The sequence below is a fragment of the Salinimicrobium sp. WS361 genome (assembly GCF_050750585.1).
Lineage (GTDB): Bacteria > Bacteroidota > Bacteroidia > Flavobacteriales > Flavobacteriaceae > Salinimicrobium.
The window spans coordinates 229,693-251,872 of record NZ_JBOJLM010000001.1; the positions used below are offsets into that span (position 1 = coordinate 229,693).

General features: G+C 40.4%; 20 protein-coding genes. 8 read left to right on the top strand and 12 right to left on the bottom strand.

The genetic code is table 11. The annotated features are described in order from the left end of the window. The first annotated feature begins 1 nt into the window (after position 1). Positions 2 to 619: an SCO family protein gene (locus ACQ93I_RS01070; RefSeq protein WP_431696756.1), complete on the top strand. Its 618-nt coding sequence runs from the start codon at positions 2 to 4 to the stop codon at positions 617 to 619. Between the two features lie 120 nt (positions 620 to 739). Here ACQ93I_RS01070 and ACQ93I_RS01075 read toward each other — a convergent pair whose 3' ends face one another. The 4 genes from ACQ93I_RS01075 to ACQ93I_RS01090 form a co-directional block, all read right to left on the bottom strand. After that, positions 740 to 1,693 carry a GNAT family N-acetyltransferase gene (locus ACQ93I_RS01075; RefSeq protein WP_431696757.1) on the bottom strand — a complete coding sequence of 318 codons (954 nt, stop codon included), beginning with the start codon at positions 1,691 to 1,693 and terminating at the stop codon, positions 740 to 742. 416 nt (positions 1,694 to 2,109) lie between these two features. Further along, on the bottom strand, positions 2,110 to 4,479 hold the full coding sequence (locus ACQ93I_RS01080) for a heavy metal translocating P-type ATPase (RefSeq protein WP_431696758.1): 2,370 nt from the start codon (positions 4,477 to 4,479) through the stop codon (positions 2,110 to 2,112). 135 nt (positions 4,480 to 4,614) lie between these two features. Beyond that, the gene (locus tag ACQ93I_RS01085; RefSeq protein WP_431696759.1) at positions 4,615 to 5,499 is read right to left on the bottom strand and encodes a YihY/virulence factor BrkB family protein; all 885 of its coding nucleotides are present in this window, start codon (positions 5,497 to 5,499) and stop codon (positions 4,615 to 4,617) included. 79 nt (positions 5,500 to 5,578) lie between these two features. Continuing rightward, positions 5,579 to 6,844, bottom strand: coding sequence for a cation:proton antiporter (locus ACQ93I_RS01090; RefSeq protein WP_431696760.1), 1,266 nt, complete (start codon positions 6,842 to 6,844; stop codon positions 5,579 to 5,581). A gap of 141 nt (positions 6,845 to 6,985) precedes the next feature. On the opposite strand from ACQ93I_RS01090, the gene ACQ93I_RS01095 reads away from it, so the two are divergent. After that, positions 6,986 to 7,753, top strand: a complete 768-nt coding sequence (locus ACQ93I_RS01095) for an XRE family transcriptional regulator (protein WP_431696761.1) — start codon at positions 6,986 to 6,988, stop codon at positions 7,751 to 7,753. 75 nt (positions 7,754 to 7,828) lie between these two features. Here ACQ93I_RS01095 and ACQ93I_RS01100 read toward each other — a convergent pair whose 3' ends face one another. From ACQ93I_RS01100 to ACQ93I_RS01120, 5 genes are all read right to left on the bottom strand, one after another. Then, a complete protein-coding gene (locus ACQ93I_RS01100; RefSeq protein ID WP_431696762.1) occupies positions 7,829 to 7,993 on the bottom strand; it encodes a hypothetical protein in 165 nt (54 codons plus the stop codon). Positions 7,994 to 8,014: 21 nt separating this feature from the next. Next, complete coding sequence (locus ACQ93I_RS01105) at positions 8,015 to 8,167, bottom strand: hypothetical protein (protein WP_266067940.1); 153 nt, start codon at positions 8,165 to 8,167, stop codon at positions 8,015 to 8,017. 98 nt (positions 8,168 to 8,265) lie between these two features. Then, positions 8,266 to 8,502: a hypothetical protein gene (locus ACQ93I_RS01110; RefSeq protein ID WP_431696763.1), complete on the bottom strand. Its 237-nt coding sequence runs from the start codon at positions 8,500 to 8,502 to the stop codon at positions 8,266 to 8,268. A 306-nt stretch (positions 8,503 to 8,808) separates the two neighbouring features. After that, complete coding sequence (locus ACQ93I_RS01115; RefSeq protein ID WP_431696764.1) at positions 8,809 to 10,503, bottom strand: hypothetical protein; 1,695 nt, start codon at positions 10,501 to 10,503, stop codon at positions 8,809 to 8,811. Positions 10,504 to 10,899: 396 nt separating this feature from the next. Further along, positions 10,900 to 11,397 (bottom strand): DUF456 domain-containing protein, encoded by a 498-nt coding sequence (locus ACQ93I_RS01120; protein ID WP_431696765.1) that lies wholly within the window; start codon positions 11,395 to 11,397, stop codon positions 10,900 to 10,902. Between the two features lie 107 nt (positions 11,398 to 11,504). Between ACQ93I_RS01120 and ACQ93I_RS01125 the strand changes: the two genes are divergently transcribed. The 6 genes from ACQ93I_RS01125 (at position 11,505) to ACQ93I_RS01150 (ending at position 19,207) form a co-directional block, all read left to right on the top strand. Then, a complete protein-coding gene (locus tag ACQ93I_RS01125) occupies positions 11,505 to 11,861 on the top strand; it encodes a BlaI/MecI/CopY family transcriptional regulator (protein WP_266067937.1) in 357 nt (118 codons plus the stop codon). A gap of 6 nt (positions 11,862 to 11,867) precedes the next feature. Continuing rightward, positions 11,868 to 13,241, top strand: a complete 1,374-nt coding sequence (locus ACQ93I_RS01130) for a M56 family metallopeptidase (protein WP_431696766.1) — start codon at positions 11,868 to 11,870, stop codon at positions 13,239 to 13,241. Between the two features lie 3 nt (positions 13,242 to 13,244). Beyond that, entirely contained in the window at positions 13,245 to 14,408 is a 1,164-nt protein-coding gene (locus ACQ93I_RS01135) for a tetratricopeptide repeat protein (protein WP_431696767.1), read from the top strand. 279 nt (positions 14,409 to 14,687) lie between these two features. Then, complete coding sequence (locus tag ACQ93I_RS01140; protein WP_431696768.1) at positions 14,688 to 15,077, top strand: (deoxy)nucleoside triphosphate pyrophosphohydrolase; 390 nt, start codon at positions 14,688 to 14,690, stop codon at positions 15,075 to 15,077. Beyond that, complete coding sequence (locus ACQ93I_RS01145; protein WP_431696769.1) at positions 15,074 to 18,220, top strand: DUF3427 domain-containing protein; 3,147 nt, start codon at positions 15,074 to 15,076, stop codon at positions 18,218 to 18,220. Before ACQ93I_RS01140 ends, ACQ93I_RS01145 begins: the two co-directional genes overlap by 4 nt. A 6-nt stretch (positions 18,221 to 18,226) precedes the next feature. After that, positions 18,227 to 19,207, top strand: a complete 981-nt coding sequence (locus ACQ93I_RS01150) for an HNH endonuclease (RefSeq protein WP_431696770.1) — start codon at positions 18,227 to 18,229, stop codon at positions 19,205 to 19,207. A 316-nt stretch (positions 19,208 to 19,523) separates the two neighbouring features. Here the strand turns inward: ACQ93I_RS01150 and ACQ93I_RS01155 are convergent, their stop codons facing one another. The 3 genes from ACQ93I_RS01155 to hemN all read right to left on the bottom strand — a co-directional run bounded on the left by ACQ93I_RS01155 (position 19,524) and on the right by hemN (position 21,643). Next, positions 19,524 to 19,778, bottom strand: coding sequence for a type II toxin-antitoxin system RelE/ParE family toxin (locus ACQ93I_RS01155; RefSeq protein WP_431696894.1), 255 nt, complete (start codon positions 19,776 to 19,778; stop codon positions 19,524 to 19,526). A gap of 19 nt (positions 19,779 to 19,797) precedes the next feature. Further along, positions 19,798 to 20,049 carry a hypothetical protein gene (locus ACQ93I_RS01160; protein ID WP_431696771.1) on the bottom strand — a complete coding sequence of 84 codons (252 nt, stop codon included), beginning with the start codon at positions 20,047 to 20,049 and terminating at the stop codon, positions 19,798 to 19,800. 229 nt (positions 20,050 to 20,278) lie between these two features. Beyond that, positions 20,279 to 21,643, bottom strand: a complete 1,365-nt coding sequence (gene hemN / locus ACQ93I_RS01165) for an oxygen-independent coproporphyrinogen III oxidase (protein WP_431696772.1) — start codon at positions 21,641 to 21,643, stop codon at positions 20,279 to 20,281. Between the last annotated feature and the right edge of the window lie 537 nt (positions 21,644 to 22,180).

Genomic DNA, 22,180 nt, shown 5'->3' on the forward strand with positions numbered 1-22,180 from the left:
TATGAAAAAAATAGCTTTTATAATGCTTTCTATGGTTCTTTTAGCAGCTTGTAACGATGGCCAGAAGAAGGAAGCAAAGGTTGAAGAAGTCGCAGTGAACAACACAGAGGTAAAAGGGGAACTACCCGAATTGTCTATCTATAATCTTCCTGCTACGTGGACTACCCAGAACTATGAGGACATTCAGCTTGAAGATCTTCGCGGCAATGTGCTGGTCATGGTAATGATCTATACTTCCTGCAAAGCTGCCTGCCCGCGATTGATTGCCGATATGCGCAACATCGAAAAGCAGGTACCCGAAGAGTATCTGGATAAAACAAAATTCATCATGGTGAGTATTGATCCTGAAACCGATACGCCCGATCGGCTTAATGCCTTTGCCAAAGAAAATGAAATGGAAGACGACCACTGGCTTTTTCTTCGCGGTACGCCCGAAGATACCCGTGAGTTTGCAACCGTACTGGCCGTAAGCTATAAAAAGATCTCGCCCATAGATTTTTCACACTCCAACATCATCAGTGTTTTTGACGAAGAAGGAGTGCTGGTTCACCAACAGGAAGGCCTTGGGGTAGACAATACCGAAACCGTAGAAGCTATTAAAACTGAAGTTTCAAATTAAGTAAGATCAGATCAGATAGTCGGGGCTGCCTGAGAAAAGTACTGTACCGTAAACCTGAAATTTATTTCGGGTTCTCCAGAAATTCTGAAGTAAAATCCAGACTGGCGGTGCGTTCTTCTCTCAGGCAGTCCTTTTTTTAATCCTCATCTCCATTTGGTAAAGATCAAAACCCGGCGCCCAAAAGTCCTTCTCAAAATGTCTTTTTTGGAACCCCATGTTTTCATAGAATTTTTCGGCCTGCCCGGTAGTCCTCACAACAATTTTTTCAATGCCAGGTAGTTTTTTGATTTGCTCAATGCGGTAGAGTGTCAGCTTTTTTCCAATTCCCAGGCCCTGGAATTCCGGGTGCACCAAATCCCATGAGATCCTTGCCGCCCGGCCTTTATCAAAACCGGTATTAAAACCTCCTGCAGCCACAATGCCGCCGGGGCCGTCTACAACAAAATAATTTTCAGCCTCATTTTCCAGGTATTCTCGCAAATCTTTTTCTTCGGAAGGGTGGAAGCTTGTGGGAGTATTTAATCGAAGCAGCTTTAAAATTTCTTCTTTTTCATCATTTCTGAAGGCTCTTATGCTGAAAAGTTCTTCCCGGGAGATCGCGTAATGTACTTCATGATCTTCTTCTCCGGTTCTTCTGAAGTTTAACCGCTCCAGGAGTTTAATGGCCGAAGTATTCCCGTTAGAAGTTACAGCACATATCTTTTTAAGGCCTTTCTTAAACCCCACAGCTATTGCCAGCCGCATAGCACGGCTCATAAAGCCTTTGCCCCTGTACTTCTCGAGCAGGATACAACCAAGCTCCCCCGAATCATTTTTGAAGCCACGGTAATAGCCGCAGGTGCCTGCAATCTTTCCCGTGCTCTTTTCTTCTATACCCCAGTGAATACTGTTTCCAGAAATATAATCCTGCTCGATATTTTTCAGCATCATGGCAGCTTCAGCTTCATTTGCAGCCTTTTTTCCGTCGTAGTAGGAAATGTTCACCAGCGCCGGAACATCTTCGGGTGTAATTTCCCGAAGCAGGATATCTTCAGAAGCAATTTCAGGAAACTCTGAATAAGGGGGTGGAATCATAACTCTTGAAAGTAAGTGGAAATCATTAAACTTTTCTTCTTAACCTGATAGCACATGAAGCTCAAAATATTCATACCTGAAAATAGAGAGGTGTCAAAAATGGCATTTTTGGCTCCTCGTATTTTTCGATCTTATCTTATTACAGAGATCTTGATTTAGAGGAAACCGGTTCTTCAGAAAAAAATATATAAATCTTATTAGGAAAGGTTTTTTCTGCTGTGTCAAAAAGGGCGTTTGGGAGGGTGCTTTAAGCAACAAGAAGCAAGTAGGGGTTTGCTTTCTCGTCGCTTTCCCGCCATGAGGCAGGAAAACAAATAATCACCTTTCTAAAGTATAAGTTTTTGGCTCTAAATCCCAACTTTTTTTCAGAAAAAACACAGGTTCAGAATATTTTGCCACGGCAAGGCCTTTAGCGACTAAATTTTTCGGCCAATAATGTTGGTGCATATTGTGGTGAAAGCAATAATGCTTATTGAGCTAAACGGCATCAAAATAGCAGCAATAATGGGAGATAACTGCCCTGTTACTGCAAAATACAATCCTACCACATTGTAGAGAAAAGATAAAATCATGCTCACTTTGATGACGCTCATGGCCTTTTTAGATGCGGTGATGAATTTTGGCAGACTTTCAAAGCGGCTGGCGTCTAAAATGGCATCGCAGGCGGGAGAAAAGACGTTTACGTTTTCAGAAATGGCAATTCCCACTTCACTTTTGGCCAGGGCCCCGGCATCATTGAGTCCGTCGCCTACCATAATGGTCTTTTTTCCCTCTTTTTGAAGGGAGGCAATATAATCGAGCTTGTCTTCCGGTTTCTGGTTAAAGAGCATCTGGGTGCTTGCAGGTAAGAGTTCTGTAAGCCTTGATTTTTCTCCTTCATTATCACCAGAGAGAATGGAGAGGTGGTATTGTGGAGCCAGGTCAGTAAAAAGGGCCTGCACTCCTTCACGATATTCGTTGAAAAAGACATACCTGCCTTTGTATTCATTATTGGCACTAATGTGTACCGAGGTGTTAAGGGAGGCGCCGGCTGTTGTGCTTCCAACAAAATCGGCCGATCCCACTTTCATGGCCTGTTTGTGGTAAACAGACTCGATTCCTTTTCCGGTTATTTCACGGAATTCTTCAGGCGCAACGATATCATATTCGGCCAGCATGTCGTAGAGGCTTCGGCTTAACGGGTGGTTTGAAGCGCGCAGAGTATTCTTCAGAAGAAATTCTTCTTCCGAAGTTAAAGTGACGCCTTCATAGCTAATGTTGCTTTTCTTGTTTGAAGTAATCGTTCCCGTTTTGTCAAAGATGAGGGTATCGGCTTTGGCAAGTTGCTCAATGACTCCTGCGTTTTTGAGGTAAAATCTCTTATTCCCAAAAATGCGGAGCAGGTTGCCCAGGGTGAATGGTGTAGACATAGCCAGGGCGCAGGGGCAGGCAATAATGAGCACAGCGGTAAAGACGTTAATGGCTGTTGCCACGTCTATAAAAAGCCAGAATGCAGTGGCCGAAAAGGCGATTAACAGCAGTACCGAGGTAAAATATTTGCTGATGTGGTTGATGAAAGAGGTAAACGAATCTTCCTTTTTTACCTGGAAAACGTCGTTGCTCCACAACTTTGTAAGGTAACTTTGAGAAACCGATTTAAGAGCTTCCATCTCTATCATTCCCGAAACCTGGCGCCCCCCGGCAAATAACTTGTCTCCCGATTCCTTTTCTACGGCCTCCGATTCTCCTGTTACAAAGCTGTAATCTATACGTGCTTTGCCGTTGATAAGAATCCCGTCTACGGGAATGAGTTCTTCATTTCTTATCAGGATGCGGTCGCCTTTCTTAATGTCATGAACGTGAATGCTTTCTTCTTTCCCATCAGGATTTATGCGGGTGATGCCAATAGGGAAATACGATTTGTAATCTCTCTCAAAAGAGAGGAAATTGTATGTCTTCTGCTGAAAGAACTTTCCGAGGGTAAGGAAAAAAACGAGTCCGGTGAGGCTGTCGAAGAATCCGGAACCCCAGTCAAAAATGATTTCAAGCGTACTGCGCACAAACAAGACGAGCACACCCAGGGCAAGAGGCACATCTATATTAAGGATGTTGGCCCGCAGACCTTTATAAGCTGATACAAAATAATCTTGTGCGGCATAAAAAACCACCGGCAGGGAAAAGGCAAACATGAGCCATCTAAAAAGGCCTTTATACTGGTCTAGCCAGTATTCATTAACTTCAAAATATTCGGGAAAAGAGAGGAACATGACGTTCCCAAAAGCAAAACCGGCAACCCCAAGTTTGTAGATTATGCTGCGGTTTATCTTTTTCTTTCCGGTTTCACTGTCATCAAGGCTTATGTAGGGTTCATAGCCAATGCTGCTAAGAAACAGGACCAGGTCTTTTAAGGTGAGTTTTTCAGAATTATAGGTAATGCGCAGGCTCTTTTTAGGAAAATCAACCTGTGAGGCAGTGATCCCGGGCTTTAATTTACTCAGGTTTTCAAGGATCCAGATGCAGGAACTGCAGTGAATATGGGGGATGTACAGCGAAATAACCTGCACATTGCCGTCATTGAATTCCAGGAGTTTGTCAACGATCTTTTCATTGCTCAAAAAGTCATATTTCCCCTCGAGTTTTGCAGGCGCGGCGCCGGGAGCCGTCTCCATTTCATAATAGGAAGTAAGGCCGTTCTCTGAGAAGATCTCATAAACAGTTTTGCAGCCATTGCAGCAAAAAGACTTATCATCAAAGCTGATGCATGACTTAATCGTATCACCGCAGTGATAGCAAGAAAGTTCTTCCATAAAAATTGCTCGTTTCGTACCGGGTGCAAAGGTTGAAAATGAGCGGGTTGGAAAATATGATACCGGTCATGTTTTTAAATGCCTCTCAAAAATGGCATTTTTGAAGGGTGTTTTTTGAGGCCGGCCGTTGTGGGTCTAGGGTTTAGTGCGGGAATATTTTTCTATTTCTGAATTGATTTCAGCGCCAATAAGAATAATAATGCTGGTAAGAAAGAGCCATAGCAGCATCACTACTACTGCTGAAATAGAACCATACACCTCGCCGTAACTTCCGAAGTTTTTCACGTAGAATGAAAATCCCCAGGAGGCGATTAACCACAGTAAGGTGGCAATAAGGGCTCCCGGCAGCACCCATTTAAAAGCAGAAGTGGGTTTTGCAGGTGCATAGCGATAGATCAATCCTATAAAATATACCACCATGGCAGCGAGAATAAGCCAGCGCAGCCAGGTTATCAAGGCGGTTATTGTAGACGGCAATGGGATTTCGTCTATGATCACGGGCCAAATCACAATGATTCCCAGGCTTATGATCACCAGGAGAATAGCACCAAAAGTAAAAAGTAAGGTGAGGGCGTTTTGTTTGATGAAGCCCCTTTCATTGTTGGTGCCATAAGCGATATCAATGCCTGTGAAGAGCGATTTCATGCCTTTATTGGAACTCCATAAACTTAGAAGGATCCCAATGGCCAGGCTCCAGCTAAGGGCACTTTGAGGTGTGGAGACCAGATCTTTTAACTGGGTTTGAATAATCTCAAAGGCCTGTTGTGGCATGACCTGTGAAATTTTTTGCAGTTGCCCCTGAAGGCTCTGCGGATCCATCGCAAGGCCGTAAATAGAAACCAGTGCCCCTATAGCCGGGAACACCGCTAAAAACGCATAAAAGGCGACTCCTGCCGAAACGATGGAAACATTGTCTTCTCCAATTTGATCTTTAACTGCAATCCCAATAGATTTCCAGCCAGAGGAGGAGATTTCAGATGGTTTTTCTACGGTTTGGGAAGAATGGTAGCCTTTGCTCATTTTTCTTGTTTTTCTGAATTTTCCTTTTAAAATAAGAAATTCATTCAGCAGAAGTTCAAATATTTGCTATAAACATTTGTTAATCCTCAAGGGTAGAGCCTTTCTTTTCAAACTTTCCGCGCTTTTTAAAGTGACCAATCACCGAAGGTGCGGTGAAGCCGTGAATCACAATAGAGATGAGAATGATGTAGGCGGTAATGGCGTATAATTCATTCTTATGGCTAAAATAGTCGAAAGTCACAAAAGCCCAGGAGAGGTAGAAAATAGAGCCAATTCCCCTAATTCCGAAGAAACTAATGGCAAGTTTACTTTTGAAGTCCTTCTCTACGCCCCATAACCCGATGAGTCCCGCGACCGGTCTAACGACAAGAACAAACAGAAAGGCGAAAACCACCCCTTTCCAGTCGGTTAGCGTAAGCATGCCGTTCATTATTGATCCTCCAAAAAGCAGGATATAGATCACCATAAAAAGGTGCTCCATCTCCTGGACAAAGTCGTGCAGTTTCTTCTTGTAATCCTGATCTACCTTTTCGTAATACCTAAGGCTGAAGCCGGCGAAGAAAACTGCGAGAAAGCCGTAGCCGTGAAGTAATTCGGTCACGCCGTAGGTCATAAAAGTAAGGGAGAGGGCAAGGAACCCCACAAAGGTTTTTACGCCGGCGTATTTATGGATACGGTCCATCAAATGTCCAATGAGCCATCCAATGAACAGCCCGCAAATAACCCCAATAACTACTTTCAGAAGTAACTTGTCCCAAAGCCAGTCTGTAAAACTGAATGCGGCCCAGCTCCCAGCCTGCGCCACGAGTACAGCAAGATAGGAGAAGGGATAGGCGATCCCATCATTGAGTCCGGCTTCGGCAGTAAGTGTAAACCGTATATCGTTGGCATGTTCTTCTTCTTCGAGTGGATCATCAAGTTGTACCTCGGCGGCAAGAACGGGATCAGTGGGGGCGAGAACAGCTGCCAGTAAAAGACTGGATGGTAAACTGAGCAGCAGGAAATACTGCCCCAGCAGGAATGCTGAAACCATGCAAATGGGCATGGTAATGAACACCAGTAGCAGGGGTTTGCGCCAGGCTTTAAGGCTGTAGTTTGCGCCAATTTTTAAACCGGCGCCCATGAGTGAAATAATGACCAAAGCTTCAGAAAAATACATGAGGCTTTGATCATCCCACAAAGGATCTGGCCAACCCAGGGGCAATCCCACTGCATAAAGGCCAAACCCGATAAGCAACAATAGAATGGGGGAGCTTATCTTCAGCTTTTCTGAAAAAGACGGTAGCCATGCCATAATGATGGTAGCGAAACCGAGGCCTGCGAGGATCAGGTAATGTGTTTCCATTATTGAAAAATAGGGTTTATTCTCCCTTTTTCTTCCTAAAGGAATGTTACTTCTTTAGTTACAGGTAAAAAAATGGAAAACTTTAGGAAAATGTCCTATAAATAAGTTGGATATTTTCCTAAAATAGCTACATTTGTTTGTATGGGAACAGATGTATCACAAGAAATTAAGCGGTTTAAAGAGGTAAGGGATGAGAATAACTTTACCCAAACCGAGTTTGCTAACCTGCTGGGCATCAAAAATTCTACGGCCGATATTGAAAGAGGACGTACCAAACTATCGGGAAAAGTGGTGGCTGAATTGCTGCGCCAATTCGCTATTAATCCGATGTGGTTGTTTGGGGAAAGCAACCAAAAATATCTGCAGGTAACTAAAGGAGATATAAGCCCCAAAGTGGTGAGCCTTAACAGTGCAGAGGAAGAAAACATTGTGCTGGTTAATGTAAAGGCCGCTGCGGGTTATCCACACAATGTGCAGGATGTTGAATGGTATCAACAATTACCGGCCTTTGATATTCCCCTGCCCGAGTACCGAAACGCCACACACAGGGGCTTTCAGGTTGAGGGAGACAGTATGCTGCCCAACTTCAGGCCGGGGGAGTGGGTTCTGGGAAAAGCTGTTCCCACAATTGAGGAAGCCAGCAATAACAGGATCTATGTGGTAGTACTTTACGACTCAGTTCTGGTAAAAAAGCTTCAGAAATTACCCGATCCTTCAAAACTATTGCTCATTTCTTTAAATGAAGAATATTTGCCTATTGAAGTGAGGGTAAATGATATTCAGGAGTTGTGGCAGGTAAATTCCAAACTCACTTTTAACCTCGATGCCCCTTCCGAAAGTAGCTTGCTGAAGCAGTTACAACAGTCGATGGAAGATCTTAAGAGTGAATTCAAAACATTTAAACACTAAAAAAACGGCCTGAAATAAATCAGGCCGTTTTTCGGGATATTTTAATCCCCGTTTAAAGTTGGTTAGTGGTTGTTATTAGAGATCATCCTGGCCTCCCAGCCCTGTGTTCTCTCTGGTTTCATTTACTCCTTCTTCTACAGCTTCGCCGGTTGCTTCGGCAGCATCTTTTGTCTCCCTGCACGAAATAAGGGAAGTTGACAAAGCAAAAGAAAAGAACAGTAATAAAGCGTACTTTTTCATAATGATTGATTTAGTTAAGAATTAATCAAGCTCATCTTCCAGTTCATCACCGGCTTCTTCAATCTCTTCACCTACCTCTTCTACATCATCGGCTTCTCTCCCGGTGTCACGGCAGGAAATAAATCCTGAACTCATCGTGAACAGCAGTACAAATAATAGCGCAATACGTTTCATATTTTATGTATTTGTGGTTAATTATTTTTTGTGATTTCCCTTCCTGGAAAAGATGTCTTTTTTTTTGACATTTTTGACAATCCTGGATATGAGGGAAATTAATTGTCATCTCCTATTTTGTCTATTTCCTCGTCAATTTCCTTATTGACTTCCTGGTCTATTTTCTTACCGGTGCGTTCTATGATCCCTTCACTATCTTCATCTTCGAGAGGTTCTGTTTGTTCAACCTCGACTTCTTTTTCACGTATCACTTCTCTTTCTGTAACAGTCTCGCGACAGGAGACAAGTAACGAACTTCCAAGCACCAGAACGGCAAATAAATTTGTGATTCTCATAGTTTTTAATTTTCATTTGAGACCACCAAAGTAGTAAACTGCTGCTCCTGCGCTTAAGTAATTAGCAATTATTTAATAATAAAACTAGATAATCTACAAAAATATCTTAAAAATAATAGCTTAAATGGGGTGTAAAAAAGACCTGCTTAAGAAGCTTTGTTGTTCAAAATGAGCCGGTTCTGGTTTTAATTACCAAATCCTGAAATCAATTTGAAGTTACAGCTCTTTAAACAGGTCTCTTAGAACTTACAGGGGCTTAGGTAGGAAATAATCGTATTTACCTCCTTAGCACAGCATAATTTAATTTTAGAATATACCTTCAAGCGCAAGCATACCACCTACAGCAGATGCTGCTGCTGAAACCACACCGGTTGCCACAAGCCACCATGCTGCGGTCGCAGCTGCTTTCCGCGATTCTTCAGCTGCAATAAGTGCTTTCTCTTTTGCTTCTTCCATCTTCTCGTTTACCTTGATCTGTACCTCATAGGCTTTTTCAAGAACAGTATTCCTGGCACTCACTATCTTATCGGCAATAGGTTCTGCTTCAGCACGGGTTAAAGAAGTCCTGTTAGAGATCATGGTGATCATTTCCTCTTTGTTATAATGCTCCAGTTTATATTTCAAATCTGGTCCTGCACCCGAATCCTGAAAGATGGCAGTGAAATCTGAATAGATCCTGTTGAGGTCATTAGTGCCGCTAGAGAACATAGCTTTAACCCTGGCCTCGAGGTCTCCTTTTTTCTGCTGTAATTCACCTTTTTTGGCTTCAGCATTATTTTGACCTTCACTAAAAAAGGATTCTATTTTATTCAGCACTTTTTCGGCCTGTGAAATTCGCTTGTCAGCTTCTCTTTCATCCATATCCTGAGATGCGAGAAGTTTTACCAGGGTATTACGGTCTATGGCACTGGCTTTTGCTTTGGCAATATTGGTTGCCTGCCCCGGCTCGTTGAGGATCTTCTTAAGATCCTGCTCAAGTTGTTCAGGTTGTAGCTCTCTCTTATTAGTGTTTTGCAGTGCTTCTTTTATCTTATCCTGGTATTTATTTATCTGCTCACGGTCGGCCGGGGTGAGATCTTCGATTCCGGCTTTAGCTTTTTCCTGAGGCGTGGCATCGCTTTGGGCAATGTCTTTAATACTGTTCACGTGGTTTTTTACAGCTTCCTTGTCTTCTTTTGAAAGTGTACTTTTATCGGCCTCTTCCAGGATCAGTTTCTTTACTGAGTTTGGATAATCAAAATCATCTTTTTCTGTCACCTGTAGGTCGGTGATCAAATCTTTGATCTGTTTTTTCAGGTTTTGTATGTCTATGCGCTGTGGCTTCAGTTGTTTGACATAGTTATCAACTTTCTTATCTACATCATGTGTAGAGAAAAGTTTTTCAAACTGCTTTCTCATTTCTTTTGCTTCAGTCTTTGCTCTTGTTCTGGCAGCATCTTTTGCGACACCGGCATCAGACTTAGAAAAGACGGAACCCGCAGATGATAAGCTATTTTTTACGGTTGAGGCCAAACCTCCTACTAAAGAAGTCACCATGTTCACTTCTAAATATGTGACTACCATGAAAAATGCGGCCCAAATAACAAGCCCCAGGGTAGCCCCAATAAAGTTGGCACCTATTAATCCCAGCTTTACGGCAAAAAGACTGGCAAAGAATAGAGCAATAGCAGTAGTAACAAGCGTCCATACCCCAAGCCCGGTAGAGACCTTTTGCCCTACATTCATACCATCGTCATCATGGTCATCGTGATGGGTGTCTTTAGCTTTCTGCCTGTCGGTGTCTGACTTGTGGGCTTTCTTGCGGATATTTCCAACTGCAGTAATGCCGCCCGCCACCGAAATGGCTGTTAACAGTAACTGGAATCCCAGTGCTAATAATACTCCGGCAACTACCGCGATAAAGAAATTTGTTTCCTCAAGTAATACGGCTGTTCCCACTCCCTCCTGGGCAAATAAGTTTAAAGGGAGCAGTGCAAGTAATAATAATGTATACTTCTTCATAGCTGATTTTTAATTGGTTACACCTCAATTTAATGCTTTGGAAGGAAGAAATTTTTAAATTAATCTTAAAACCTGAAGCTTTTAAGTAGAACTTAAGGTTTGCTAGCAAAAGCCGCCTGGGAATGATAAAAAATTAAGAGTTGAGGATGCTTATAGTTTGTTTATCAGATAATTATCTAATCATTTTCGTCTGAAGGTTATCAGCAAAATTTATTTACCGGCCTCTCAGGTGAACTTGATCATCCCCTGTGCTGCTGAAGGTATGAAGGTAAAATCTCCAATTGCGACAGGAAGTATTTTCAGAATAAAGACAATTTATAAGGTAGTCAAAAATGTCATTTCTGATTTTTCTTAAATGAGATCAAGGAGGTTTAAAGTTTTGTGGCTAAAGGATATTTAAAAAAGCAGTGCTCTAAATTCCCATAGCTTGTAAATAAAGAGCAGAAGAAAAATGGCCGTTACTATAAATTCCATAAAAGTAGAAGCCAGTAACCCAATAAAGGAGCCCGTTGCCGCTTTGAGTGCAGTACGGGAGTCGGCTTTATTGATGATCTCTCCCAAATAAGCCCCAACAAAGGGAGCTATTAAAATTGCAAAGGGGATAGGAATAAAGATTCCGGCGAAGAGGCCTATTGTCGCACCAAACATCCCTTTTTTACTGCCACCAAGATATTTGGTGCCCAGGGCCGGGATAGTGTATTGGAGCACAAAAATGACTATGGTGATGAGTAAGGTAATACCAAGATAGGTATAATTCATGGGAATGGCCGAAGTGAGGTGCAGTAACAGCAGGCCTGCCCAACTTACTGGTATTCCGGGTAACATGGGTAAAAAACTTCCAAGGATTCCTACGAGCATGAGAATGGCCGCCAGTGCTACCAGAATAAGGTCCATAAATGTCATTTTAGGGCTAAGATAGAGAAAGAAGCTCAACAATTAAGAACTAAAACATTAGTTTGAACTAAATATTTAGTTTATATTAGCTCATACATTAAGATGTTATGAAGCAATTGACCAAAGCCGAAGAGGAGATCATGCAGATCCTTTGGGATCTTAAAGAAGCCAACGTGGCTACAATAATTGAAGAAATGCCCGAGCCTAAACCTGCATACAACACGGTTTCTACCATCGTGCGGATTTTGGAAAGCAAAGAATTCGTGAACCACCGCAAGCAGGGTAAAGGCTATATCTATTTCCCTACCCTGGAAAAAGAAACCTATACAGATCAAAGCATGAACAAACTCGTAGACGGATATTTTAATGGGTCATTTAAAAGTATGGTGTCTTTTTTCATGAAAAAGAACAAGATGGATACTGCCGACCTGGAAGCTATCCTGAAGGAGATCAACAAAAAATAGAGAATTATGCTGCATTACATTCTACAAACCATCGTTTTTCAGCTCATCTTCCTTGTGGTGTACGAGCTGTTGTTAAAGAGAGAAACTTTTTTCAGCTATAATCGCATTTATCTACTTGTTACCCCCATACTGGCACTTCTACTTCCTCTGCTGAAGATCTCTGCGCTGCAAAATGCCATTCCTGCTGAAAATTTTGTCATGCTTCCCGAAGTGTTTTTAGGGGAAGCGCCCAAAACCGATTTAGGTGATGCAGGAAGTACTATAGCTGCCAAAAATGTGCTTTTAGATCATTGGTTGCAGCTTATCTATTTTGGAGGGCTCCTCTTTAGTCTGGGTTTTTTCTTTAATAAGCTTAGGATCATTAGGCAGCTCTTTCATTTTAAACCGGTGGTGAACACTTCAGAAATGAAGGTTGTGGAAGTGCCAGATTCCGATATTGCCTGCACCTTTTACAAAACCATATTTCTTGGTACCAGGCTTTCAGAAAAAGAGCGGGAGCAAATTCTGTCGCACGAAATCGTACATGTGAGGCAGAGACATACGCTAGACCTGCTGTTCTTTGAGCTGTTGAGGATCATCTTCTGGTTCAATCCGCTTATTTACATCTACCAGTCAAGGATATCAGCGGTGCATGAATTTATGGCCGATGCCGGGGTAGTCAAAAATGTCAAAAAACAGGACTATTTCCAACAGCTGCTCAATTCAGCTTTTAACACTAAAGACATTTCATTTATAAATCAATTTTTTAATCACTCAATCATCAAAAAACGAATAGTTATGTTGCAAAAAACCAAATCAAATTCAGTTTCAAAGTTCAAGTTTTTGATCATTCTGCCGCTCATGGCCGCCATGTTAACCTATGTGGCTTGTAGCTCTTCCAAAACAGGAAATGAACAAGTTTCAACTCAACAAGTGCCGCCCCCGCCTCCTCCGCCTCCAGCCCCTGAACCTCCAACCTCTGTTCCCAAAGTAGGGCAGGAAATGCCTAATATTCCATTTGCAGTTGTTGAAGAGTTGCCTGTTTTTCCGGGGTGTGAAAGTTTTGAAACCAGAGAGAAAAAGGCCAAATGTATCACCCAAAAAATAAACCAGTTTGTAAACACTAATTTCAATACTTCTCTGGGTAAAGAATTAGGATTAACAGGTCTGAACAGGATCTATGTACAGTTTAAGATCGCTAAAAATGGAGTTGTGGAAGTGTTGGGAGCAAGGGCACCACACCCTGCACTTGAGGAAGAAGCAAGGCGGGTAGTAAATCTTCTCCCAAAAATGACCCCGGGTAAACAAAGAGGAGAAGAAGTAGGAGTACTGTATTCCCTGCCAATTAGCTTTATGGTTCCCGAAGCTACTTCTGAAGACAAAAAAGCTTCTGATAACTAGTTGATGAAGCTTAAGAATTTATTCATCATTATTATAATCTTTTCCACTAAAGCCGAAGCCCAAACTTCGGCTTTAGCCATGGCCGATAGTCTTTATGCAGTAGGAGATTATTCCGGAGCTATTCAAGAGCTTGAAAAGGTGAATTCCCAATCTGAAGCTGTGCTTCTTAAGCTGGCCCAGGCTCACAAGGCACAGGGGAATCCTGCTGCGGCTCTATCGTATTACAAGACTGTTTTGGAGGTCAACCCAAAAAAGCTGCTCACGGCCGTAGCATATGCAAGACTGTTATCTTCTACCGGAAAATTGGAGCAAGCCGACAGTATTTTTCAAGAGCTGGTGAAAAAATATCCTATGAATGCTAATTTTCATTATCAGCTGGGACTGGTAAAAGAACAGCGAAAGGATTCTACTGCAATAAAACATTATAATATTACCGTTCTGCTTCAAAAGCACCATCAACAGGCCCTGTCAAAAGTGGCAAAAAGTGAACTGGTTCACGGAAAACTGATGCGAGCAGAGAGGCTGAGTAAACAGGGCCTGGAATTCAATCCTGCCAATAAAACATTGCTTTCAATCTTAGCACAGGCTTATTACTTTCAAAAGGAATACAAACTGGCAATAGAAGAATTTGAAAAGTTAGTCGATCTCGGCGCGGGTAGCGAATTTATTCACCGTAGACTGGGAACAGCCTACTTTTATCTTGAGGATTATGATTCTGCTCTAGAACATTTTAATAAAGCGCTCCATTACGGGCCTCAGAATCATTCCACCCACTACAGCCTTGGGAAACTCTACGCCTTAAAGGGAGAATATAAAAACTCTGAAGTACATCTCTTAGAGGCAATCCTATTAAAAGATGTACTTCTTGACGAAGAGTTTACCAGTCTTGGACTTACCTATAAGCTTTCTAAAAAGCCAAAACAGGCGCTGACCTACTTTAATAGAGCTTTGGAGGAAAATCCCGATAATGAGCGGGCCATGTTTGAACGGGCCATAGCTGCCGATTCTTACTATGAAGATCTGGAAACCAGGATGAACTATTACCAGGCCTACCTTGACAGGTTTGGGGAATATGGTAATCCTCAACTTATCAGGTTGGCCGGGCAACGGATTAAAGATATCAGGGAAGAAATGCATTTGGAACCTGCTACATCTGGTGAACAATAGGTTTTTTCGGCAAGCCCCTTAATTTCACTGCTTTTGGATTGAGTTTAAGTCCCGAATGAAGAAATCTTAATCCTTAATATTCTGTGACAGAAAACAGACCAATACTTTCTATTCTTGATAATTGAAATTAATTTCTTAAACCGTACAACACTAATTAGGGAAGTTTAGGCAGAGGGGGAAATGGGGTTTTTGAGAGGGTCGTTTGATCAGAATTCCCTGTGTACAACAACATCTTCTAAAGTATTTCCTTACATTTATCTAAACAACTATTCTTTAAAGGTGATCATAGTAACATGTGCAATTATAGAACAAGATCAAAAAGTTCTTTGTGCACAAAGAAGCCAAAATATGGCTCTGCCGCTAAAGTGGGAATTCCCAGGCGGGAAAGTTGAAAAAGGTGAAGATTTAGAAGACTGCCTAAAAAGAGAAATTGAAGAAGAATTAGGCGTAGAAATAGAAATTAAAGAACGTCTACCTTCTAATATTCATATTTATTCAGACGAAAAATCTATTAAACTAATTCCATTTCGCTGTTCCCTACAAACATTTGAAATTAATTTAAAAGAACACTTAAAAATTGAATGGGTGAGTTCAAGTGAATTAACACAATTTGATTGGGCAAAAGCAGACATTCCTATTGTTCAAAATTACATTCAAAATTATAGATGAATTTCGAAACAGGTCTCTACGAACAACTAATAAATAAACTCGTAGCTAACAAATTAAGTTTAGTTGATACTCAAAAATTTCACATAAGTGAAACTACTCTAGACAAGGAAGAGGCATCACAGCATTTAAGTATTTATCTCGCCGAAACCATTAAATATGCTCTGAATGAAATAAAGGAGAAAGACCGTCCTTTACTTCAAATCGAACTTTCTAATAAAATAATACAGCTGCTTGCGACAGAACTAAAAAATCTGGATTTAACAGAAAACTTGATAGAAACTGAGGGAAAAATTCTGCAAGCTGTATTTTCAAAACTTGATTTTCCTTATTCAAATTTGGAAGCCAGGTTAAAAGAAATCACTCCCTATACTAGATTAAGCCAAAGTGAATTATTCACAGGTAACAACGTAGGTATCTCTTTGGAGAGTGAACTGAGAAAGGAAATACTTTCATCTGACGAAATTTCTTGGTTGGTTTCATTTATTAAATACTCTGGAATTCGGATCTTTAAAAAAGAGCTAGAAGAGTTTACAAATAGCGGAAGGAAATTAAAGATTATTACCACGTCCTATATGGGAGCCACCGATGTAAAGGCGGTTGAATATCTTTCTTCCTTACCTAACACTGAAATTAAGGTTTCCTATAATTCAGAACATGAACGTTTACACGCTAAAGCATATTTATTCTTAAGGAATTCTGGATTTCATACGGGTTATATTGGCTCATCAAATCTTTCACGTTCTGCACTCACAAATGGTTTGGAATGGAATTTAAAAGTTACTACTCAGGAAATCGGACATATCATCGATAAGTTTCAGAAAACCTTTGAAACATATTGGGAGGATCCAGAATTTGAATTCTACGAAAAAGGGAGAGATAGAGAAAAATTGAGTAGTGCTCTTAAAAGACAAAGTTCATACGGCACAAATCAAATCACAACCTTCTTTGATTTAAAACCATATCCTTATCAAGAGGAGATTTTATCTAAACTCCAGTCTGAAAGAGAGGTTCATAATAGAAATAAAAACTTATTGGTTGCAGCCACTGGAACAGGAAAGACTGTTATTTCTGCCTTTGACTTCAAGAGATTTTATTTAGAAAATCCGAGTGCTAAATTTCTATTTGTTGCACATCGAAAAGAAATTTTACAGCAGGCTCAAATAACTTTTCAGCATGTACTTCGCAATGCCAATTTTGGAGAATTATGGGTAGACGGGAATGAGCCTGTAAATTATAATCAAATTTTTGCATCCGTTCAGACTTTAAATAATCGGCTACACAAATTAGGCCTAGGTTCCAATTTCTTTGATTATATAATAATTGATGAAGTACATCATATTGTTGCAAACAGTTATCGTCCAATTCTCAAAAAATTTGCTCCCAACATACTTTTAGGTTTAACAGCCACACCCGAAAGAATGGATGGAGGAGACATCGCTGAAGATTTTCACAACAAAATTGCTGCAGAAATACGCCTCCCGGAAGCTTTAAACCGAAAGCTATTAAGTCCTTTCCAATATTTTGCTCTTTCTGATACTATTGATCTCTCTAATGTCAATTGGAGGAATGGTAAATATGAAGTAAATGAACTTACTAAACTTTACACCGAAAATGACAGAAGGGTTTCTGATATCATTCATAATTGTGAGGAGTATTTAACCGATACTCATGATGTACAGGCATTAGGATTCTGTGTGAGTCAAGAACATGCGAGATACATGGCAGAAAAATTTACAATAGCTGGATTAAAAGCTGATTATCTTGTAAGTAGTAATAGTTCATCTCGCGAAGGAGTTCGAAATAAACTGTTTAAAAAAGAAATAAACTACCTATTCGTGGTAGACATTTTTAATGAAGGTGTCGACATTCCTAATATTGATACAGTACTATTCCTTAGACCTACAGAAAGTTTAACTGTTTTTCTCCAGCAATTAGGTCGTGGACTTAGACTTGCAGAAAATAAAGACTGCTTGACTGTTTTAGACTTTGTAGGCAATGCTCGGGCAGAATATGATTTTGAACATAAATTTAGAGCGCTTGTTGGGAAAACTCACACCTCTATAATAAAGGAAATAGAAGATGAATTCCCGCATTTGCCATTAGGCTGTTCTATTGTACTGGAGAAAAAGGCTAAGGAAGTAATTTTAAAAAACATTCGAGAAGCTACAGAATTTAGAAGACCTCAAATTCTGCTTAAAATACAGCAGTTTAAGCACCACTCCACTCTCCCACTTACTTTAAACAATTTTTTAGAATTTCACCATTTTGAACTTCGCCAAATTTACAAGAAGGGAAGCTGGAAGAGATTATGTGCAGATGCAAAGGTTATCCCAGATTTTGATGAACCCCAAGAGAAGGAGCTAACAAGTTGTATGCAAAAGAAGCTTATGTATTGCAATTCATTAAGCTATTTGGAATTTATTCAGAAAATTATTTCTCCTAAGGCCAATTTAAATTTGCTGACTGAAGAAGAGCAAATAATGCTTCTAATGTTCCACTATGATGTATGGCAGGAAGCTGGGACAAAACTCAATTTTGTAAATGCAAAAGAGAGTATCGCCTCACTTAGAAACAACCCAGTCATGTTACAAGAAATGCAAGAATTCACTGAGCATCTAATTGAAAAAATTGAGTTTGTAGAGAAAGAAATTGATTTAGATTTCCCATTCCCGTTAAAGCTCCATAGCAGGTATAATCGGGAAGAGATACTCGCTGCAATAGGAATGAGCACCTTCAGTAAAAAATCCTCAAATCGCGAAGGAGCAGCATTTAATAAAAATGTCAATGTAGAAGCATTATTTGTTACCCTGAAGAAAACCGAAAAAGAATATTCACCCACAACTATGTATGAAGATTATGCTGTGAATAAAACACTTTTTCATTGGCAATCTCAGAATAGCATCTCTCCTAACTCTCCAAAAGGAGAATCTTACATTCAGCATAAGAAGATTGGAAAGAAAATTCTACTTTTTGTTAGAGAACAAAATGTTGATGAATATGGATTCACAATGTCATACACATTTTTAGGGAAAACAGAATTTATTAAATCTCAAGGAGCAAAACCAATGAGTGTAGAATGGAGGCTTCTTGAACCTATGCCTTCATACATTTTAAAAGAAAGTCAAAAATTAGCTGTTGGGTAAAAGGATATGTCCGAAGAAGTAGTAATAAAATATTCAAACCAATTCAAAAAGTTGAGATGCGCCTATGTAAAAGGTATGGGCAAGGCTCCTCACAAGCCTATTTTATTACTTTCAATACTTCAACAAATTTCCAAAGGTATTATAACCACAAACCGGATTTTTATCACTGCCGAACTACTGCTCGCTTTTAAGCAAAATTGGAATCAACTTGTCCATACTGATCATAAACGAAATTTTTCCCTTCCATTTTTTCATTTAAGGTCAGAGCCATTCTGGTATTTAGTTGCAAAACCAGGAAAAGAGATTATTACCACTAGTTCAAAAAGTATAAAAAGTTTTAAGAATCTAAAAGAATCTATTGCGTTTGCAGAAATTGACCGGGAACTTTTTCTACTCCTTCAGGAAATTCCGAATCAGTTATGGTTTGAATACCTGATTTTAGAGACCTACTTCGCTAACAGTAAATCCATTTACTTAAGACCAGAAAGAAATTACGAAGAAGAAAATATTGAATATGCAATCTTAAATGAGCCTAAAGAGGTTTATCAAAATCATATCCAAAGATTAAGAGAAACCATGGAAGAAGATGAATATGAAGAGGAATTATTTGTTCGTGGCGGTCTATTTAAGAAAACCATTCCAAGGATCTATAATCATACCTGTTGTATTACCGGAATGAAAATACAATCTTCTCATAATCTCCAGATGATAGATGCCTGTCATATTTATCCATTTAGCCTTTCCGGAGATGATACTGTGACTAACGGGATTGCATTATCACCTACGCTCCATAGAGCTTTTGACAGAGGTCTAATAACAATCAATTCCGGTTTTTTAGTAAGAGTTTCGCCTTCTATTCAGGAAGATGAATCAAAATTCAATCTCTCACAATTTGAAGGACAACAAATTATTCTTCCCGAAAAAGAAAAACATTTTCCCTCACAAGAGTCTTTAAGTTGGCACAATAAGGAGGTTTTTCTTCTCTAAATATTGGACCTTTTTCAATTAACCTATCTAATCCCTAAACCGTCATCGAGAACAACCTCGTCTCCGGTTTATTTCTTTGAAGCAGCAGGTCAAAAGCCATACAGATGTTCCTTACAAAAGGACGTCCCGATTCTTTTACGATGAGCTTTTTATCTTCGAATTTAAGTCGGCTTCAGTTAAGCATTTGCTAAGCGGTTTCATTTATGAATCTGACGGAAAGACACCGGCCGAAGGGGTGGTCGTTTACATTCACCATACCAATGCAGAAGGCGTATACGTATCCGGAGAAAAGCCAGAAATTCTGTGGGAAACTGATTTAAATTTTATGTTTTTCGGGATTATGTCTGGTATCAAAAACTTGTAAAACTACTATTCCATTCCCCATTGCACGATAAATTATTTTAAAATGTCTAATTATTATCCTCCTGTAATTCCCTGGTAAAGTTTCCTCTACCTGGTACTGCTCTAAAAAAACGAGGTTTTTGACCCCCTCCAGAATTTCACCAATAATTTTATCAGCCAGATCGGGATTTATTTCAGCATAGAACTGCCATATATGTCGGAGGGAAATTTAGCGGGGTTTGTCCAAATTATTTTCTCCAATTCCTGATTTCTTCCTCTAATTGATCCTGTGTACTAAAATTGCCCTTTCTATATTCGGCCTCAGCTTCAGAAATTTCCTTTTGAAACTCCTCTCTATTTAAAGGCTTTCCCTGTACGGTATAAGCTACTATGGAATCATTTTCATAATTCTCCACCAGGGCCTGAACTTCTTTTAGTACCGTTTCATCAGCTTTATTTATGTAATCCACTAACCTGCGCCTCAATTCTATAGCTTCCATCTCATCATTTTTATTAAAGATAATGAATTCAACCGATCCTTCAATTCCTATTTATTTCCAGATGATATGTGCCAAATTTAAGGTGAATTGGGTATCGATCGGAGGTAATGCAAAAAAGTAAGGCAATAAGAATGAACTTCTTCATCCGAAGTTGAAAGAGGAGCAGAATACCGCTAGCGGCAGATTCCTTCAGTCACTATCTGGCTCCTTCGGAATGACGTAAAGAACCCTAAACCGTCATAGAGAACAACCTCGTCTCCGGTTTATTTCTTTGCAGTAACAGGTCAAAAGCCATGCAGATGTTCCTTACAAAAGGACGTCCTGTTTCTTTGATGATGAGTTTTTCATCTCCGAATTCCAGGAGGCCATCGGCTTCCATTTCTTTCAGGCTGATGAGGACTTCAGGAAGTTCCGGAAACTTCATTGCGTCGTCTTTCCATGATGTTTCGAGGTTGCACATAAGATTCAGAATGTGTTGACGCATTTTTTCATCTTCCGCAGTAAGAATATGTCCGCGGTAAAGGGGTAGATCGCCTTTTTCAAGGATCTCGTAATATTCTTCAATGGTCTTGACATTCTGGGCGAAACCGGTCCAGCTGTCACTAATAGCCGAAACTCCCAAACCTATCATTACCTTTGTCTTTGAAGAGGTGTAGCCCATAAAGTTGCGGTGCAGCTTGTTGCTTTCCATCGCCTTGTAAAGTGTGTCGGTCTTTAGAGCAAAATGATCCATGCCCACTTCTACATATCCGGCTTCGGCAAGTAACTGTTTTCCCACCTCGTACATTTCGCGTTTCACAGCGGCTGTTGGCAGGTCTTCATCTTTAAAACCACGCTGCCCGTTCCCTTTTATCCACGGCACGTGCGCATAGCTGTAAAAAGCAATCCTATCGGGCATTAATTCTTTGGTCTTCTCTATGGTTTCCCTCACGTGGTCTACAGTCTGAAATGGCAGACCAAAAATCAAGTCATGACCTACAGAAGTGTAACCAATCTCGCGGGCGCCTTCAGTAGCATTTTTTACATTCACAAAAGGCTGAAACCTGTGAATAGCCCGTTGCACCTCAAAATTATAATCCTGCACGCCATAGCTCACCCGGTCAAAACCCAGTTCATAAAGCAACTGCAGGTGCTCCTGTTTGGTGTTGTTGGGATGGCCTTCAAAGCTGAAATCGGTTTCCTCTGCCCGCACAGCTTTTTCAAAAAGTCCGTCAAGAAGGATCTTGAGGTTTGCAGGAGAAAAGAACGTGGGTGTTCCTCCACCCAGGTGTATCTCCTTTATCACCGGTTTTTCCTCCAGCAGGTTCACATACATGTCCCACTCCTCGAGCACCGCAGCGATGTACGGCGACTCCACTTCGTGGCGTTTGGTAATGCGTTTGTTGCAACCGCAAAAAGTACAGAGGCTCTCGCAAAAAGGCAGGTGAATGTAGATACTTATTCCCTCTTCGCTGTTGCTCTCCAAAAATGACTTTTTTAGTCGCTCTTTATATTGTGCTACCGTAAATGCAGCTTCGTTCCAGTAGGGCACCGTGGGATAACTGGTATACCTGGGGCCGGGAACGTTGTATTTCTGAATTAAAGAAGTGCTCATACCTTTTAATTTAGTTGCAAAAGTATAAGGGTGGTTCTGATTATAACATGATTTTAATCAGGTCATAAATGTCTGAATTACATATCTCTTTAAAATAGCATTTTCTGAAGATATTTTCTGAAGGATTTGTCAGGCATCAACCTGTACCGATGCTTCGGGAGGTTCAGGTTCACGTTTTTCCGAAGACCTCTGAAATAAATTCAGAATGACGTCGATTTCAGGTTCTATTTTAAACAAGAAATCACCTCGTGACCTACATATCTAAAATACCATTGTCAGCGGGTTATTTTGAAAAAAAAAGGATAAGAATTTTTCCAATTGAATATTGTTCTGTTCTTTTTTGCATTGCCCAAAAAAGAACCAAAAAACGCTAGGTTTACGTAAATTGATCTAAATTTTTCGGTCGATGTCTAAATTTTCTGAACTTGCGGGAGAAAAAGTGCAACGAGAAAAATAAAGGACGCTCAAACCTGCCTACCGGCAGGCAGGCAGCAGAAAATTTAAACGCCATCTCTCTTCAAATTTCACAATCAATTT

Coding starts and splice junctions, on each gene's coding strand:
- ACQ93I_RS01100 (WP_431696762.1), bottom strand. CDS start 7,993: ATGAAAAAGTACGCTTTATTACTGTTCTTTTCTTTTGCTTTGTCAACT.
- hemN (WP_431696772.1), bottom strand. CDS start 21,643: ATGAGCACTTCTTTAATTCAGAAATACAACGTTCCCGGCCCCAGGTAT.
- ACQ93I_RS01075 (WP_431696757.1), bottom strand. CDS start 1,693: ATGATTCCACCCCCTTATTCAGAGTTTCCTGAAATTGCTTCTGAAGAT.
- ACQ93I_RS01085 (WP_431696759.1), bottom strand. CDS start 5,499: ATGAGCAAAGGCTACCATTCTTCCCAAACCGTAGAAAAACCATCTGAA.
- ACQ93I_RS01105 (WP_266067940.1), bottom strand. CDS start 8,167: ATGAAACGTATTGCGCTATTATTTGTACTGCTGTTCACGATGAGTTCA.
- ACQ93I_RS01160 (WP_431696771.1), bottom strand. CDS start 20,049: ATGGAAGCTATAGAATTGAGGCGCAGGTTAGTGGATTACATAAATAAA.
- ACQ93I_RS01090 (WP_431696760.1), bottom strand. CDS start 6,844: ATGGAAACACATTACCTGATCCTCGCAGGCCTCGGTTTCGCTACCATC.
- ACQ93I_RS01080 (WP_431696758.1), bottom strand. CDS start 4,479: ATGGAAGAACTTTCTTGCTATCACTGCGGTGATACGATTAAGTCATGC.
- ACQ93I_RS01110 (WP_431696763.1), bottom strand. CDS start 8,502: ATGAGAATCACAAATTTATTTGCCGTTCTGGTGCTTGGAAGTTCGTTA.
- ACQ93I_RS01095 (WP_431696761.1), top strand. CDS start 6,986: ATGGGAACAGATGTATCACAAGAAATTAAGCGGTTTAAAGAGGTAAGG.
- ACQ93I_RS01115 (WP_431696764.1), bottom strand. CDS start 10,503: ATGAAGAAGTATACATTATTATTACTTGCACTGCTCCCTTTAAACTTA.
- ACQ93I_RS01145 (WP_431696769.1), top strand. CDS start 15,074: ATGAATTTCGAAACAGGTCTCTACGAACAACTAATAAATAAACTCGTA.
- ACQ93I_RS01125 (WP_266067937.1), top strand. CDS start 11,505: ATGAAGCAATTGACCAAAGCCGAAGAGGAGATCATGCAGATCCTTTGG.
- ACQ93I_RS01135 (WP_431696767.1), top strand. CDS start 13,245: ATGAAGCTTAAGAATTTATTCATCATTATTATAATCTTTTCCACTAAA.
- ACQ93I_RS01150 (WP_431696770.1), top strand. CDS start 18,227: ATGTCCGAAGAAGTAGTAATAAAATATTCAAACCAATTCAAAAAGTTG.
- ACQ93I_RS01130 (WP_431696766.1), top strand. CDS start 11,868: ATGCTGCATTACATTCTACAAACCATCGTTTTTCAGCTCATCTTCCTT.
- ACQ93I_RS01070 (WP_431696756.1), top strand. CDS start 2: ATGAAAAAAATAGCTTTTATAATGCTTTCTATGGTTCTTTTAGCAGCT.
- ACQ93I_RS01120 (WP_431696765.1), bottom strand. CDS start 11,397: ATGGACCTTATTCTGGTAGCACTGGCGGCCATTCTCATGCTCGTAGGA.